Here is a 15,330-nt window from a genome sequence, read left to right as displayed (position 1 = left end):
GCGCGATGGTGTGCAATGGAACACGTGCCCGCGCTCGACGAAGACCTCAAGAAGACCCTCGGCCCCGCCACCGCCAAGGTGCTGGCCGAGCAGCTCGGCCTGCACACGGCCCTGGACCTGCTCCACCACTACCCCCGGCGGTACGCCGAGCGCGGCGAGCTGACCTCGCTGGCGGACCTCGCGGACCAGATCGACGAGCACGTCACCGTCGTCGCCCAGGTCGCCGACGCCCGCCTGCTGACCTACCACGGCAGCCGCGGCGGCGGGAAGCGCCTCGAAGTCACCATCACCGACGGCAGCGGCCGCCTCCAGCTGGTCTTCTTCGGCGCGGGCGTCCACAAGCCGCACAAGGAACTGCTGCCCGGCAGCCGCGCCATGTTCGCCGGCAAGGTCTCCCGCTTCAACAACAAGCTCCAGCTCGCGCACCCGGCGTACGAGCCCCTCGGCGCCGACGCCTCCGACCGGGACGCGGCCACCGCCTTCGCCAACCAGCTGATCCCGATCTACCCGGCCTGCGCCAAGCTGGAGTCCTGGAAGATCGCCAAGTGCGTGGACGCCGTACTGCCCCGCGCCCAGGAGGCCGTGGACCCGCTCCCGCCCGCCCTGCGCGAGGGCCGCGGACTCGTCCCGCTCACCGAGGCCCTCCTCAAGATCCACCGCCCCGCCACCAAGGCCGACATCGAGGACGCCCGCCAGCGCCTGAAGTGGGACGAGGCCTTCGTCCTCCAGGTCGCCCTGGCCCGCCGCCGGCACGCCGACTCCCAGCTCCCCGCCGTCGCCCGCCGCGCCACCCCCGGCGGCCTCCTCGACGCGTTCGACGCCAAGCTGCCCTTCACCCTCACCGACGGCCAGCAGAACGTCTCGAAGGAGATCTTCGACGACCTCGCCACCAGCCACCCCATGCACCGCCTCCTCCAGGGCGAGGTCGGTTCGGGCAAGGCGCAGCCGCTCGATGCCCAAGTGCTGACACCGACCGGCTTCCGCGCCATGGGAGAGATGGCGGCGGGTGACGAGGTCATCGCACCGAACGGCGAGGTCGCCGTGATTGACGGCGTCTACCCGCAAGGTGTTCGCGACGTATGGCGCTTGGTCCTCTCCGACGGAAGCCGGGTCGAGTGCGACGACGAGCACCTGTGGATCGTGGCAACGAGCTGCGCCTGGGCCCGGGGCGAACAACCCAAGGTCCTCACGACCAGGGAGATCCGCCATGACCTGTACAAGGCCAACGGCTCCTCGAAGTGGTACCTCCCGGCGGCCGTGGCCGCGGATCTGGATGCAGGTGGAGACCGGCCGCTCGACCCTTATCTGCTCGGAGTGCTCATCGGAGACGGGTCGTTCCGCCACAATCTGAGACTGTCCACGACAGATGACGAGGTTCTGGCGGCGGTGGGCGCGGCCGTGGCACCCGAATGTGAATTGGCCGCGGTTCCGGGATCCCCGTGCGACTTCACCATCGCCATGCGCCGGCCGAAGGGCGGCACCCGACGGAACCCTGTGATCCAGGCGCTACGTGCCATGGGCCTGTGGGGACTGACCTCGCACGACAAATTCGTTCCGGACGCCTACCGAAACGCGACGGTCAAGGAGCGCCTGGCCATCCTGCAAGGGCTCATGGACACCGACGGCACGATCGGGAAGACCGGCCTGGGGATCTCGTTCTGCTCGGCGTCGGAGAGACTCGCCGCAGACGTGGCGTGGCTCGCCCGGTCCCTGGGCGGCCGAGCCCGGATCCGGCCGAAGATGAACGCCTTCGAAGTGGCGCTCAGCTTGCCCGAGGATTTCGTGCCCTTCCGGTTGTCGCGGAAGGCGGGGCGGATGGCGCCCCGGACGAAGTACGACAACTTCCGGCGCGGCATCAGGGACGTCGAGTACGTGGGTCGCAAGCCCGTTCAGTGCATCAGCGTGAAGCACCCGAGCCGGGCCTACGTCACCGACCACTTCACCGTGACGCACAACACCATGGTGGCCCTGCGCGCCATGCTCGCCGTCGTCGACTCCGGCGGGCAGGCCGCCATGCTCGCGCCCACCGAAGTGCTCGCCCAGCAGCACCACCGGTCGATCACCGAGATGATGGGCGAACTCGCCGAGGGCGGCATGCTCGGCGGCTCCGACCAGGGCACCAAGGTGGTCCTCCTCACCGGCTCCATGGGCACCGCCGCCCGCCGCCAGGCCCTCCTCGACCTGGTCACCGGCGAGGCCGGCGTCGTCATCGGCACGCACGCCCTGATCGAGGACAAGGTGCAGTTCCACGACCTCGGCCTCGTCGTCGTGGACGAACAGCACCGCTTCGGCGTCGAACAGCGCGACGCCCTGCGCTCCAAGGGGAAGCAGCCCCCGCACCTGCTCGTCATGACCGCCACCCCGATCCCGCGCACCGTCGCGATGACCGTCTTCGGCGACCTGGAGACCTCCGTCCTCGACCAGCTGCCCGCCGGCCGCTCCCCGATCGCCACCCACGTGGTGCCCGCCAAGGACAAGCCGCACTTCCTCTCCCGTGCCTGGGAGCGGGTCCGCGAGGAGGTGGAGAACGGCCACCAGGCGTACGTGGTCTGCCCGCGGATCGGCGACGGTGAGGACGACCCCAAGAACAAGAAGAAGGCCTCCGCCGAGGAAGAGGCCGAGAAGCGGCCGCCGCTGGCCGTCCTGGAGATCGCCGAACAGCTCACCCGGGGCCCCCTCGCCGGACTCTCCGTCGAGGTCCTGCACGGGCGGATGGACCCCGCCGACAAGGACGACGTCATGCGCCGCTTCGCCGCCGGCGAGGTCAAGGTGCTCGTCGCCACCACCGTCATCGAGGTCGGCGTGAACGTCCCCAACTCCACCGTCATGGTGATCATGGACGCGGACCGCTTCGGCGTCTCCCAGCTCCACCAGCTCCGCGGCCGCGTCGGCCGAGGCTCCGCCCCCGGCCTGTGCCTGCTCGTCAGCGAGATGCACGAGGCCAGCCCCGCCCGCGCCCGGCTCGCCGCCGTCGCCGCCACCCTCGACGGCTTCGAACTGTCCCGGATCGACCTGGAGCAGCGCCGCGAGGGCGACGTCCTCGGCCAGGCCCAGTCCGGAGTCCGCTCCTCGCTGCGCATGCTCGCCGTCATCGAGGACGAGGAGGTCATCGCCCAGGCCCGGGAGGAGGCCGCCCGCGTCGTCGCCGCAGACCCCGAGCTGGAGCACCTCCCCGGCCTGCGCACCGCGCTGGAGGCCCTGCTGGACGCCGAGCGCGAGCAGTACCTGGAGAAGGGCTGAGGCGCACGACCTATCGTTGGAGGCCAGAACGGAGGCCAGGGCCTCCCCCGACCGCCCCAGAGAAGGACCCCAGATGACCCGCGTGATCGCCGGCACCGCCGGCGGGCGGCGGCTTGCCGTGCCGCCCGGCACCGGCACCCGCCCGACCTCCGACCGGATGCGCGAAGGGCTCTTCTCCACCTGGGAGTCCCTGCACGGCGTCGACGGCTCCCGCGTGCTCGACCTCTACGGCGGCTCCGGCGCCGTCGGGCTGGAGGCCCTCTCCCGGGGCGCCGCCCACACCCTGCTGGTCGAGGCCGACGCCAAGGCCGCCAAGGCCATCCGGGACAACATCAAGACCCTGGGCCTGCCCGGCGCCGAATTCCGGGCCGGCAAGGCCGAGCAGATCGTGGCCGCCACCGCGTCCGGGGACCCGTACGACATCGTCTTCCTCGACCCGCCCTACGCCGTCGAGCACGCCGGTCTCGGCGAGATCCTCCTCACACTCCGCGCCAATGGCTGGCTCACCGACGACGCGCTCGTCACGGTGGAGCGCAGCACGAGGAGCGGTCCGTTCCCGTGGCCGGAGGGATTCGAGCCGTTGCGTTCGCGCAAGTACGGCGAAGGCACCCTTTGGTACGGTCGCGCCGCCTCCACCAGCGAAGACTCATGAACGAGGGAGCTCAGTTGCGCCGCGCCGTCTGTCCGGGATCCTTCGACCCCATCCACAACGGACACCTCGACGTCATCGGACGCGCCTCCAGGCTGTACGACGTCGTGCACGTCGCAGTGATGATCAACAAGTCCAAGCAGGGCCTGTTCACCATCGAGGAGCGGATCGACATGATCCGCGAGGCGACCGCCGACTACGGCAACGTCGAGGTCGAGTCCTTCCACGGGCTGCTCGTCGACTTCTGCAAGCAGCGCGACATCCCGGCCATCGTCAAGGGCCTGCGCGCGGTCAGCGACTTCGACTACGAGCTCCAGATGGCCCAGATGAACATGGGCCTGTCGGGCGTCGAAACGCTGTTCGTCCCGACCATCCCGACCTACAGCTTCCTGTCGTCCTCCCTGGTCAAGGAGGTCGCCGCCTGGGGCGGCGACGTCGCCCACCTGCTGCCCGCGCACGTCCACGCGGCCCTGGTCGAACGGCTGCGCGCGAAGTGACCCGGCGCCGGGCGGGCCGAGTTCTCCGGCCCGTCCCGCGCGTCCGGCCCGGGGCCCTACAGTCGTCCCGTCAGTCCTAGGCCGAGAGAGCGCGAGCCCCCCGTGGACGTACAGAAGAAGCTGGACGAGATCGTCGCGGCCGTGGGCGGCGCCCGCACCATGCCGATGTCCGCCTCCTGCGTGATCAACCGCGCGGAACTCCTCGCCCGGCTCGAAGAGGTGCGCCGGGCCCTGCCCGGCTCGCTCGCCCGGGCCGAGGAGCTCATCGGCGGGCGCGAGCAGATGGTCGAGGAGGCCCGCCGGGAGGCGGAGCGGATCATCGGGTCCGCCCACGCCCAGCGGAGCTCGCTGATCTCCGACACCGAGATCGCCCGCCGCTCGCAGGGCGAGGCGGACCGGATCCTGGCCGAGGCACGCCGGGAGGCCGCCGAGATCCGGGCCGAGGCCGACGACTACGTCGACAGCAAGCTCGCCAACTTCGAGGTCGTGCTCAGCAAGACCATCGGCTCGGTGGACCGGGGTCGCGAGAAGCTCCTCGGCCGCGGGCCCGGAACGGACGAGCTGGGCCATGACGACAGCGGCGCCCCCGAGCCCAGCCCCGACCCGGGGATCCGCCGCGAACAGGCGGACGCGTACGTCGACCAGAAGCTCGCCACCTTCGAAGCGGTGCTCTCCAAGACCCTGGAGGCCGTCGGACGGGGCCGCCAGAAGCTCCTGGGCCGGGCGCCCGCGGACGACCTCGGCGCGCACATGGCCGCCCAGGACGCCGCCGGGGCCCAGGGGGCCCGGCCGTCGAGCGACGCGGATTTCCTGGCCGGCCTGGCAGACCCGGGCCCCGGGCCGCTGCCCCTGCCGCTGCCCGCCCAGCCGGAGCCGGTGTACGAGACCTACGCCGCCGCGTACCCCGCGCAGCCCGCGGCGCAGCCCCAGCAGGACGGCTATGCGTACCAGGACCCGTACGCGGGATACCCGCAGCAGCAGCCGGACCCGTACGGCGGCTACCAGCAGCAGCCCGACCCGTACGCCTTCTACCAGCAGCCCCAGCAGCCCCAGCAGCCTGCGCTCGACGAGACCAGCCTCTTCGACACGAGCATGATCAACCTGGACCAGCTGCACCAGTACGGCCAGGGGCGCTGAGCCCGGATTGGGCTCAGAGCGAAGCGCCGGGTATCCTGGCTCTTCGGTCGCGCGTATGCGTCGCGATCCATGCTGCCCGTGAGCGGCGGAATTTTTGATCTTCAGCGATCTGTGAAAGCAGGAACGGCCCTGAACACCCGCCTTGACCACCGCAACCCCCTCGTGTTCGACACGCACGAGCTGGGCCGGCGTCCTGGCGCCATGCAGCGGCTGTCCCGCGAGATCCAGGCGCCGGCCGACTTCGGTCTCGTCGACGTCATCGGAGTGCCGGAAGGCGCGCCGCTGAAGCTCAACCTCCGCCTCGAGTCGGTCATGGAAGGGGTGCTTGTCACAGGCACCGTCCGTGCATCGGCGACGGGGGAGTGCGTAAGGTGTCTGGAGACCGTCGAGCGCGAGCTCAAGGCGGACTTCCAGGAGATGTTCTCGTACCCTGACGCCGACGACCGGGGCCGCCCCAAGGCGGAGCCGGCCGACGACGCCGAGGACGACGAGGACGTGCTCCTTCTCGAGGACGGCTTGTTCGACCTCGAACCCGTGCTGCGCGATGTGGTGGTGCTCGCACTGCCCATGCAGCCGGTGTGCCGGGAGGACTGTCTCGGACTGTGCCCCGATTGCGGGCTCAGCCTGAACGACGACCCGGAGCACCACCACGACGCCGTCGACATCCGTTGGGCGGCATTGCAGGGACTCGTCACCGATCAGGGCGATGAGAAGGACAACATGAGCGGCACTGCGTCTGACGGAGTTCAGAGCGCCGCCGAGAAGCAGGAGAAGTAGCCGTGGCTGTTCCGAAGCGGAAGATGTCGCGCAGCAACACGCGCCACCGCCGGTCGCAGTGGAAGGCTGCGGTCCCCACCCTGGTTTCGTGTGAGCGTTGCCAGGAGCCGAAGCTCCAGCACATCGCGTGCCCGAGCTGCGGCACCTACAACAAGCGCCAGGTCCTCGAGGTCTGAGCGGCTGGTGAGAGGCGCAATGTCTGAGCTGTCCAACGCTGAGAAGCAGGCAGACAGTAACAACGCGGCCTCGTCCCACACGCTTCTGGAAGGGCGGCTCGGGTACCAACTCGAGACCGCCCTTCTGGTGCGTGCGCTGACCCACCGTTCGTACGCGTACGAGAACGGCGGCCTGCCCACCAACGAACGCCTGGAGTTCCTCGGGGACTCCGTGCTCGGCCTGGTGGTCACGGACACGCTGTACACGACCCACCCCGACCTGCCGGAAGGCCAGCTGGCCAAACTGCGGGCCGCGGTGGTCAACTCTCGTGCGCTGGCGGAGGTCGGGCGCGGACTCGAACTCGGCTCCTTCATCCGGCTCGGCCGGGGCGAAGAGGGCACGGGCGGCCGGGACAAGGCCTCCATCCTCGCCGACACCCTTGAAGCGGTGATCGGCGCGGTCTATCTCGACAAGGGCCTCGATGCGGCCTCGGAGCTGGTCCACCGGCTCTTCGACCCGCTCATCGAGAAGTCCTCCAACCTCGGTGCCGGCCTGGACTGGAAGACCAGTCTCCAGGAACTCACGGCGGCCGAGGGTCTCGGCGTACCGGAATACCTCGTCACCGAGACGGGGCCGGACCACGAGAAGACCTTCACAGCTGCCGCCCGCGTCGGTGGTGTCTCGTACGGCACCGGTACCGGCCGCAGCAAGAAGGAAGCGGAGCAGCAGGCCGCGGAGTCCGCCTGGCGCGGCATCCGCGCCGCCGCGGACGAGCGGAAGGCGGCGGAAGCCGCTGCCGCAGCCGCTCCGGCACAGGGCGACGGGGCGCCGACGCCCGCCGACCCGGCGCCGGACGCCTGACCGCTTCCTCCTGCAGTGACCCCGTCGCACCCCGGTGCGGCGGGGTTTCCTGTTCGACGCCGCGCCCCCTTCCAGGAGGAACACCATGCCCGAGCTGCCCGAAGTCGAAGTGGTGCGGCGCGGGCTGGAGCGCTGGGTGGCCGGGCGGACCGTCGAGGCGGTGGAGGTGCTCCACCCCCGGGCCGTACGCAGGCACCTGGCGGGCGGTGCCGACTTCGCGGCGCGCCTCGCGGGCCAGACCATCGGGGTGCCGCGGCGGCGCGGGAAGTACCTGTGGCTGCCCCTGGAGGGGCGGGACCTGTCCGTCCTCGGCCACCTCGGGATGAGCGGACAGCTGCTGGTGCAGCCGGCCGACGCCCCCGACGAGAAGCACCTGCGGATCCGGCTCCGCTTCGCCGACGACACGGACACCGAGCTGCGCTTCGTCGACCAGCGCACCTTCGGCGGGCTCTCGCTGCACGAGACCGTCCCGGGCAGCGACGAGGGGCTGCCCGACGTGATCGCGCACATCGCCCGCGACCCGCTGGACCCCCTCTTCGACGAAGGGGCCTACCACCTGGCGCTGCGCGCCAAGCGCACCACCGTCAAGCGGGCGCTGCTGGACCAGTCTCTGATCAGCGGCGTCGGCAACATCTACGCCGACGAGGCGCTGTGGCGCGCGAAGCTGCACTACGAGCGCCCCACCGCGACCCTCACCCGCCCCCGGAGCGCGGAACTCCTCGCCCACGTGCGGGAGGTCATGAACGCCGCGCTCGCCGTCGGCGGGACCAGCTTCGACAGCCTGTACGTCAACGTGAACGGCGAGTCCGGCTACTTCGACCGGTCGCTCGACGCCTACGGGCGCGAGGGCGAGCCCTGCCGCCGCTGCGGCACCCCGATGCGGCGCCTGGCCTGGATGAACCGGTCCAGCTACTTCTGCCCGCGCTGTCAGCGGCCGCCGCGCGCCGCGTCGTAGGTCGCCCGGGAGACGAGCACGTCGTCCATGCTGCCCTCCAGCAGGTGGATCAGGGCGAGCAGGCGCTCGGCGACCTCGCGGCCCAGGGGGGTCAGCTCGTAGTCGACGCGGGGCGGGTTGGTCGGCTGCGCCTCGCGCAGCACTATCCCGTCCCGCTCCAGCGCGTGCAGGGTCTGGGAGAGCATCTTCTCGCTCACGCCGTCGACACGGCGGCGCAGCTCGTTGAACCGGCAGGGGCCCTCGCGCAGGGCGCCCACGGTGAGGCTGCCCCAGCGGCCCGTGACGTGTTCCAGGGTTTCCCGTGAGGGGCAGGCGCGCGCGAAGACGTCGAACGGCAGGTCGGCCGGGAGGGCTTCGGTACAGGCAGGGTTCTCCATGGAACAAGCGTACTCCCGGGCAGCGCTAACTGTCTGCTTGCGCTTTCCAAAAGTTAGTGCTTCTCTTGGTTCAGCGCAGCCATGCGCCCCGGTCGCACTGCGCCGCCCCACGCTTTCGAGGAGAACAGCCATGTCCGCGAACACCCCCACCCCCGTCGTCTCCATTGCCTACCACTCGGGCTACGGGCACACCGCCGTCGTCGCCGAGGCCGTCCGGGCCGGCGCCGCCGACACGGGCGCGACGGTCCACCTGATCAAGGTCGACGAGATCACCGACGCCGAGTGGGCGCTGCTGGACGAGTCGGACGCGATCATCTTCGGCTCGCCGACCTACATGGGCACCGCCTCGGGCGCCTTCCACGTCTTCGCCGAGGCCACCTCGAAGCGCTGGTTCGGCGACGCCTGGCAGGACAAGGTCGCGGCGGGCTTCACCAACTCCGCCTCCAAGGCCGGCGACAAGCTGAACACCCTGCAGTACTTCCAGATGCTGGCCTCGCAGCACGGCATGAGCTGGGTCAACCTGGGTCTGAAGCCGGGCTGGAACTCCACCGCCGGCACCGAGTTCGACCTCAACCGCCTCGGCTTCTCCTCCGGCGCGGCTGCCCAGACCAACTCCGACGAGGGTCCGGAGGGCGTCCACAAGGCCGACATCGCCACCGCCGAGCACCTGGGCCGGCGCGTCGCCGAGCACACCCGCGTGGTCGTCGCGGGCCGGGCTGCCCTGGCGGCGGCCGCGGTCTGACCGCACGCATGGGAGAAGGGCGGACCACCCGAGGGTGGTCCGCCCTTCCCGTTGCGCTCCGCCGGACCGGTCAGAAGCCGAAGTCCTGCGTCCACCAGGGGCCGCCGGAGGCGAAGTAGACGCCGACGCCCAGGGTGCGGAACTCGCAGTTGAGGATGTTCGCCTTGTGGCCGGGGCTGTTCATCCAGGCCTGCATCACGGACTTCGCGTCGCCCTGGCCGCGCGCGATGTTCTCGCCGCCCATGCCGGAGACCCCCGCGTTCTGGGCCCGCTGCCAGGGGGAGTTCCCGTCCGGGTCGGTGTGGTCGAAGAAGCCCCGTACGGCCATGTCCTTGCTGAAGGCGCCGGCCAGCGCCGCGAGCGGCGGGTTCGCCCGCACGGGAACGCACCCGGCCTGGGCCCGCTCCTGGTTCACGAGTGCGAGCACCTCGGCCTCCTCCGCCGAGTGCCCGTCGCCGGCCGTGGGGGCGGCGGGAACGGGGGTGGCGGGCGGCTTGGGGGCGGCGGGCTTCGGGGTGGCGGTCTCCTCCGGAGCCTTCTCGGGTGCCTTCGTGGAGGCCGAGGGAGAGGCAGGCGCCGAGGGCGACCCGGAGGGGGACGCCGAGGGCGACGGGGAGGGCGAGGCCGAGGGCGTGCCGGGGGAGGCGCTGCCCTGCGGGGCGGCGGCGGAAGCCCGGCCCGACAGGTTGGCCAGGCCGTTCGGCTGCTCGACGGGCCCGCGGGAGGCGGTGGCGGAGGGCTCGGACCGGGCCTCCGTCTTCTCCTCGGCGCCCGTGCCGACGTACGGGAAGGAGCCGCCGACGGGGACGAACCCGGTCGTCACGGCCGCCGTACCGAGGGCCACGGCCACGGAAGCGCCGAGCAGCCCGGTGCGCACGGCGGTGCGCTTGGCGCCGCGCCGAGGTGCGGCGTGGAGTCGGTGGCGTCCCATGGGTGCCGTGCCTTCCCTTTGCAAGATCAACGTTTGCTCACTCGAAAGGGTGAGTCATTGGTGGGGGACTGTAGTCCATGTGCAAAGGGGGGCGATGGGCTCCGCGACCGTTTGCCCGGTTAGCGTTCATGCATGGACGAAGACGTACGCATGACCGCCTGGGTGCGCGGCCGTGTACAGGGAGTGGGCTTCCGCTGGTTCACCAGGGCCAATGCCCTGGAGATCGGAGGCATGGCCGGCTTCGCGCTCAACCTCGACGACGGCCGAGTGCAGGTCGTGGCGGAAGGTCAACGTGAGAATTGCCACCGGCTGCTGGAGTGGCTCCGCTCCGCCGACACGCCCGGACGGGTGGACGGGGTGACGGAGATCTGGGGCACACCGCGCGGCGGATACGACGGTTTCGAGATCCGGTGATCAATCGACTGATCATGGACTGATCAGATCCCCGGAACGTCCGCACCCGGTCGGATCTGCGCATTCGCCGCCGACGCGTTGCCGCGGCGGTCGATCCGTGGAAGGCTCGGAGACGAGGTTGATCTCTCCGCCCCTTGCGCGGACCGGGCCGCCCGCCGATACGGGGCGTGATCGTGTTGACCGTCAAACTTTTTGGTGAGACGCTGGAAGCCCCGCGCACCTGAGCTGTTTGGCAGTGGTGGCACTAGCAAGCGCAGTGACAGACTGTCGCTGCCGGACATCCGCGGGTGCGATTCCCTCACGACCCACACCGCTTCGGTCGGTCACTCAGTGTGGAGGACCATCCATCATGGCAAAGGCGCTTCTCGGTTACGTCGGCGGTTCCGACCCGCGACTCCTCGCCGAGATGCGACGGCTTCAGCAGCGCGTCCAGGACCTCGAGTCCGAGCTCGGACGGATCCAGTCCGAGAACGACGCTCTGACCGCGGCCGCCGCTCAGCACGGAGACTCGCTGCTCGACAGCATCGAGATCGACGTACCCCAGGCGGAGCCTGCGCTCACCTGATTCGCGCTTCACCCGTCGTTCGACTCCAGCCCCGAATGATATGCAAGGGACGCCTCGGCGTCCCTTCTTTCATTCCCCTGCGCATTGCGCGTTGAGCCAGGTGGGGGGCTGATTCCCTTAACGTCTGATGTGCCCTGCACCTTCATGGGTGAAACCGAACGTGAAAGGTAGAGTCCGGCGGCGTGCACCTCAAGTCCCTGACCCTGCGTGGCTTCAAATCCTTCGCCTCCGCCACCACCCTGCGCTTCGAACCCGGGATCACCTGCGTCGTCGGACCCAACGGATCCGGCAAGTCCAACGTGGTGGACGCGCTGTCCTGGGTCATGGGGGAACAGGGAGCCAAATCCCTGCGCGGCGGGAAGATGGAAGACGTCATCTTCGCGGGCACCACGGGACGGCCGCCCCTGGGACGGGCCGAGGTCTCCCTCACCATCGACAACTCCGACGGCGCGCTGCCCATCGACTACGCCGAGGTCACCATCACGCGGATCATGTTCCGCGGTGGCAGCAGCGAATACCAGATCAACGGTGACACCTGCCGGCTCCTCGACATCCAGGAGCTGCTCTCCGACTCCGGCATCGGCCGCGAGATGCACGTCATCGTCGGACAGGGACAGCTCGACTCCGTCCTGCACGCCGACCCGACGGGCCGCCGCGCCTTCATCGAGGAGGCCGCGGGCGTACTGAAGCACCGCAAGCGCAAGGAGAAGGCGCTGCGCAAACTCGACGCGATGCAGGCCAACCTCGCGCGGGTGCAGGACCTGGCCGACGAACTGCGCCGCCAGCTCAAGCCCCTGGGCCGGCAGGCGGCGGTGGCCCGCCGGGCCGCCGTGATCCAGGCCGACCTGCGCGACGCGAAGCTGAGGCTGCTCGCGGACGACCTGGTGGCGCTGCGGGGCGCGCTGGACGCGGAGATCGCGGACGAGGCAGCCCTCAAGGAGCGCAAGGAGTCCGCCGAGCGGGACCTCGCCGAGGCGCTGCGCCGGGAGGCCGAGCTGGAGGAATCGGTACGCCGCCTCGCGCCGCGGCTCCAGCGAGCCCAGCAGACCTGGTACGAGCTGTCGCAGCTCGCCGAGCGGGTGCGCGGCACCGCTTCGCTGGCCGAGGCCAGGGTCAGGAGCGCGTCCGCGCCGGTGGAGGAGGAGCGGCGCGGCCGCGACCCCGAGGAGATGGAGCGGGAGGCCGCGCGGATCCGGGAGCAGGAGGCGGAGCTGACCGCCGCGCTGGAGGCGGCCGAGCGGGCCCTGGAGGACACCGCCGCGCACCGGGCCGAGCTGGAGCGGGCCCTCGCGGAGGAGGAGCGCCGGCTGCGGGACGCCGCGCGGGCCATCGCCGACCGGCGTGAGGAACTGGCGCGGCTGACCGGGCGGCTCGGGGCGGCCCGGTCGCGGGCGGGCGCGGCGCAGGCGGAGATCGAGCGGCTCGTGGCGGCCCGGGACGAGGCCGAGGCGCGGGCGGTGGCGGCCCGGGAGGAGTACGAGGAGCTGGCCGGGGAGGTCGGCGGACTTGAGGACCCCTCGGTGGAGGGGGAGTACGAGGCGGCCAGGGCCGGGCTGACCGGGGCGGAGGCCGCACTCGGCGCCGCCCGGGAGGCGCTGGGCGCGGCGGAACGGTCCCGCGCGGCGGTGTCGGCCCGGCGGGAGGCGCTCGCGCTGGGGCTGCGGCGCAAGGACGGGACCGGGGCGCTGCTCGCGGTGCGGGAGCGGCTGGCCGGGGTGCTGGGGCCGGCTGCGGAGCGGGTGTCGGTGGTCCCGGGGTACGAGGTGGCGGTGGCCGCCGCGCTGGGCTCCGCCGCGGACGCGGTGGCCGTCGCCTCGGCGGGGGCGGCCGCCCTTGCCATCCGGCACCTGCGCGATGCCGATGCGGGGCGGGCCACGTTCCTGATCGCCCCGCCCGAGCCCGCCGTTCCGGGGCAGGCCCCGGCCCCTGTGGGCCCGCCTGCCCAGGGCTCTGCCGGCCTGCCCGGGCAGGCCCAGGGGCCCGGAACCGGAAATCTCCCCCACCCCGCCCCTTCCCACAGTGCCGATCAGCGGCTCCGCCGCGGGTGGGGCTCCGCCCCGGACCCCGCGCCTCAAGCGCCGGCGGGGCTGGAGGTGGCGGTGGTGAGCCACGGAGCCGTGGCTCGGGCGGGGTACCTGGCGGCCGCTTCGCTCGTGCGGGGGGACGACGAGGTGCTGCGGGCCGTGGGGTGGGTGCTGCGGGACCACGTGGTGGTCGGGAGCCTGGAGGAGGCCGAGGCGGTCGTGGCCGCGCGGCCGGACCTGGTCGCGGTGACCGCCGACGGGGACGTACTCGGGGCCCACCTCGCGCACGGCGGCTCCGCGGGCGCGCCCAGCCTCATCGAGGTGCAGGCCGCCGTCGACGAGGCGGCGGCGGAACTGGAGCGGCTGGACGGCGAGTGCCGTGAGCTGGCCGGGGCGGAAGCGACGGCCCGGCAGCACCGCGACGGGGCGGCGGCCCGCGTCGAGGAGCTGGCGGAGCTGCGCCGGGCCGGGGAGAAGGCCCGCGCGGGGGCCGCCCAGCAGCTCGGGCGGCTCGCCGGGCAGGCGAAGGGCGCCGCGGGCGAGGCCGAGCGCAGCGCCCGGGCGGCGGCCACCGCCCAGGAGGCGCTCGAACGCGCGCGGGAAGACGTGGAGGAGTGCGCGGAGCGGCTCGCGGTCGCGGAGGAGATGCCGCTGGCGGAGGAGCCCGACACCTCGGCCCGGGACCGGCTCTCCGCCGACGGGGCGAACGCGCGGCAGACCGAGATGGAGGCCCGCCTCCAGCTGCGTACGCACGAGGAGCGGGTCAAGGGCCTGGCCGGCCGGGCCGACTCGCTCGACCGGGGCGCCCGCGCCGAGCGCGAGGCCCGTACCCGTGCGGAGCGGCGCCGGCAGCGCCGCCGGTACGAGGCCGAGGTGGGCCGGGCCGTCGCCGACGGGGCCCGCCAGCTGCTGGCGCACCTGGAGGTGTCGGTCGGCCGGGCGGAGCTGGAGCGTTCGGCCGCCGAGCACGCCAAGGGGCTGCGCGAGCAGGAGCTCGGCGAGGCCCGCGGCCGGGGCCGCGACCTCAAGGGCGAGCTCGACAAGCTGACCGACTCCGTGCACCGGGGCGAGGTGCTCGGCGCCGAGAAGCGGCTGCGGATCGAGCAGCTGGAGGCGCGGGCGCTGGAGGAGCTGGGCGTGGAGCCCGTCGCCCTGGTGGCGGAGTACGGGCCCGACCAGCCGGTCCCCCCGTCCCCGCCGGCCGAGGGCGAGGTGCTCCCGGAGGACCCGGAGCACCCGCGCAACCGGCCGGGTCCCTTCGACCGGGCCCGGCAGGAGAAGCGGCTCAAGGCGGCCGAGCGGGCGTACCAGCAGCTGGGCAAGGTCAACCCGCTCGCCCTGGAGGAGTTCGCGGCGCTGGAGGAGCGCCACCAGTTCCTCAGCGAGCAGCTGGGCGACCTTCGGAAGACGCGTGCCGACCTCCTTCAAGTGGTGAAGGAGGTGGACCAGCGGGTCGAGCAGGTCTTCACCGAGGCCTACCGGGACACCGCCCGGGAGTTCGAGGGGGTGTTCTCGCGGCTGTTCCCCGGTGGCGAGGGACGTCTGGTGCTCACGGACCCGGACGACATGCTGGCCACCGGCGTGGACGTCGAGGCCCGTCCGCCGGGCAAGAAGGTCAAGCGGCTGTCGCTGCTGTCCGGCGGGGAGCGGTCGCTGACGGCCGTGGCGCTGCTGGTCTCCATCTTCAAGGCGAGGCCCAGCCCGTTCTACGTGATGGACGAGGTCGAGGCGGCGCTGGACGACACCAACCTCCAGCGGCTGATCCGCATCATGGAGGAGCTCCAGGAGAGCTCGCAGCTGATCGTGATCACGCACCAGAAGCGGACGATGGAGGTCGCGGACGCCCTCTACGGAGTCTCGATGCAGGGCGACGGGGTCTCGAAGGTCATCAGCCAGCGGCTCCGCTGACCCCTGCAACTTCAAGAAGTGAAAACAAAGCCCAAGCTCTGAACTTAATCAGACCTTCACATCGCCTATTGACTTCAGGAAATGAACACATAGGCTC

The 15,330-nt window shown here is 71.7% G+C and carries 14 protein-coding genes; 12 read left to right on the top strand and 2 right to left on the bottom strand.

The window, feature by feature from the left end; all coding sequences use genetic code 11:
• Positions 1 to 15: 15 nt before the first annotated feature.
• The 8 genes from OG553_RS08555 to mutM all read left to right on the top strand — a co-directional run bounded on the left by OG553_RS08555 (position 16) and on the right by mutM (position 8,272).
• Positions 16 to 3,240 (top strand): helicase-related protein, encoded by a 3,225-nt coding sequence (locus OG553_RS08555; RefSeq protein ID WP_405978419.1) that lies wholly within the window; start codon positions 16 to 18, stop codon positions 3,238 to 3,240.
• A 73-nt stretch (positions 3,241 to 3,313) separates the two neighbouring features.
• Positions 3,314 to 3,892, top strand: a complete 579-nt coding sequence (rsmD, locus tag OG553_RS08550) for a 16S rRNA (guanine(966)-N(2))-methyltransferase RsmD (protein WP_405978418.1) — start codon at positions 3,314 to 3,316, stop codon at positions 3,890 to 3,892.
• Between the two features lie 14 nt (positions 3,893 to 3,906).
• The gene (gene coaD, locus OG553_RS08545) at positions 3,907 to 4,386 is read left to right on the top strand and encodes a pantetheine-phosphate adenylyltransferase (protein ID WP_405982990.1); all 480 of its coding nucleotides are present in this window, start codon (positions 3,907 to 3,909) and stop codon (positions 4,384 to 4,386) included.
• 102 nt (positions 4,387 to 4,488) lie between these two features.
• Positions 4,489 to 5,523, top strand: a complete 1,035-nt coding sequence (locus OG553_RS08540) for a DivIVA domain-containing protein (protein ID WP_405978417.1) — start codon at positions 4,489 to 4,491, stop codon at positions 5,521 to 5,523.
• Positions 5,524 to 5,592: 69 nt separating this feature from the next.
• The gene (locus tag OG553_RS08535) at positions 5,593 to 6,300 is read left to right on the top strand and encodes a YceD family protein (protein ID WP_405978416.1); all 708 of its coding nucleotides are present in this window, start codon (positions 5,593 to 5,595) and stop codon (positions 6,298 to 6,300) included.
• 2 nt (positions 6,301 to 6,302) lie between these two features.
• Positions 6,303 to 6,476, top strand: coding sequence for a 50S ribosomal protein L32 (rpmF, locus tag OG553_RS08530; protein ID WP_003965982.1), 174 nt, complete (start codon positions 6,303 to 6,305; stop codon positions 6,474 to 6,476).
• Between the two features lie 19 nt (positions 6,477 to 6,495).
• Positions 6,496 to 7,317 (top strand): ribonuclease III, encoded by an 822-nt coding sequence (gene rnc, locus OG553_RS08525; protein ID WP_405978415.1) that lies wholly within the window; start codon positions 6,496 to 6,498, stop codon positions 7,315 to 7,317.
• An 85-nt stretch (positions 7,318 to 7,402) separates the two neighbouring features.
• Complete coding sequence (mutM, locus tag OG553_RS08520; protein ID WP_405978414.1) at positions 7,403 to 8,272, top strand: bifunctional DNA-formamidopyrimidine glycosylase/DNA-(apurinic or apyrimidinic site) lyase; 870 nt, start codon at positions 7,403 to 7,405, stop codon at positions 8,270 to 8,272.
• Here the strand turns inward: mutM and OG553_RS08515 are convergent.
• Positions 8,245 to 8,649 carry a winged helix-turn-helix transcriptional regulator gene (locus OG553_RS08515; RefSeq protein WP_405978413.1) on the bottom strand — a complete coding sequence of 135 codons (405 nt, stop codon included), beginning with the start codon at positions 8,647 to 8,649 and terminating at the stop codon, positions 8,245 to 8,247. The genes mutM and OG553_RS08515 overlap by 28 nt on opposite strands.
• A 130-nt stretch (positions 8,650 to 8,779) precedes the next feature.
• On the opposite strand from OG553_RS08515, the gene OG553_RS08510 reads away from it, so the two are divergent.
• On the top strand, positions 8,780 to 9,391 hold the full coding sequence (locus OG553_RS08510) for a flavodoxin family protein (RefSeq protein WP_405978412.1): 612 nt from the start codon (positions 8,780 to 8,782) through the stop codon (positions 9,389 to 9,391).
• 70 nt (positions 9,392 to 9,461) lie between these two features.
• Here the strand turns inward: OG553_RS08510 and OG553_RS08505 are convergent, their stop codons facing one another.
• Complete coding sequence (locus tag OG553_RS08505; RefSeq protein WP_405978411.1) at positions 9,462 to 10,322, bottom strand: CAP domain-containing protein; 861 nt, start codon at positions 10,320 to 10,322, stop codon at positions 9,462 to 9,464.
• Positions 10,323 to 10,454: 132 nt separating this feature from the next.
• Here OG553_RS08505 and OG553_RS08500 point away from each other — a divergent pair, with 132 nt between their 5' ends.
• The 3 genes from OG553_RS08500 (at position 10,455) to OG553_RS08490 (ending at position 15,233) form a co-directional block, all read left to right on the top strand.
• Entirely contained in the window at positions 10,455 to 10,736 is a 282-nt protein-coding gene (locus OG553_RS08500; RefSeq protein WP_385771721.1) for an acylphosphatase, read from the top strand.
• A gap of 349 nt (positions 10,737 to 11,085) precedes the next feature.
• Positions 11,086 to 11,301 (top strand): hypothetical protein, encoded by a 216-nt coding sequence (locus OG553_RS08495; protein ID WP_362457577.1) that lies wholly within the window; start codon positions 11,086 to 11,088, stop codon positions 11,299 to 11,301.
• A 182-nt stretch (positions 11,302 to 11,483) separates the two neighbouring features.
• Positions 11,484 to 15,233, top strand: coding sequence for an AAA family ATPase (locus OG553_RS08490; RefSeq protein ID WP_405978410.1), 3,750 nt, complete (start codon positions 11,484 to 11,486; stop codon positions 15,231 to 15,233).
• The last annotated feature ends 97 nt before the right edge of the window (positions 15,234 to 15,330 follow it).

Origin of the sequence: Streptomyces sp. NBC_00158 (genome assembly GCF_045160885.1) — a bacterium.
Lineage (GTDB): Bacteria > Actinomycetota > Actinomycetes > Streptomycetales > Streptomycetaceae > Streptomyces.
The sequence above is the reverse complement of the archived record's forward strand: the minus strand, read 5'-3'. Positions and strand labels throughout refer to the sequence as shown.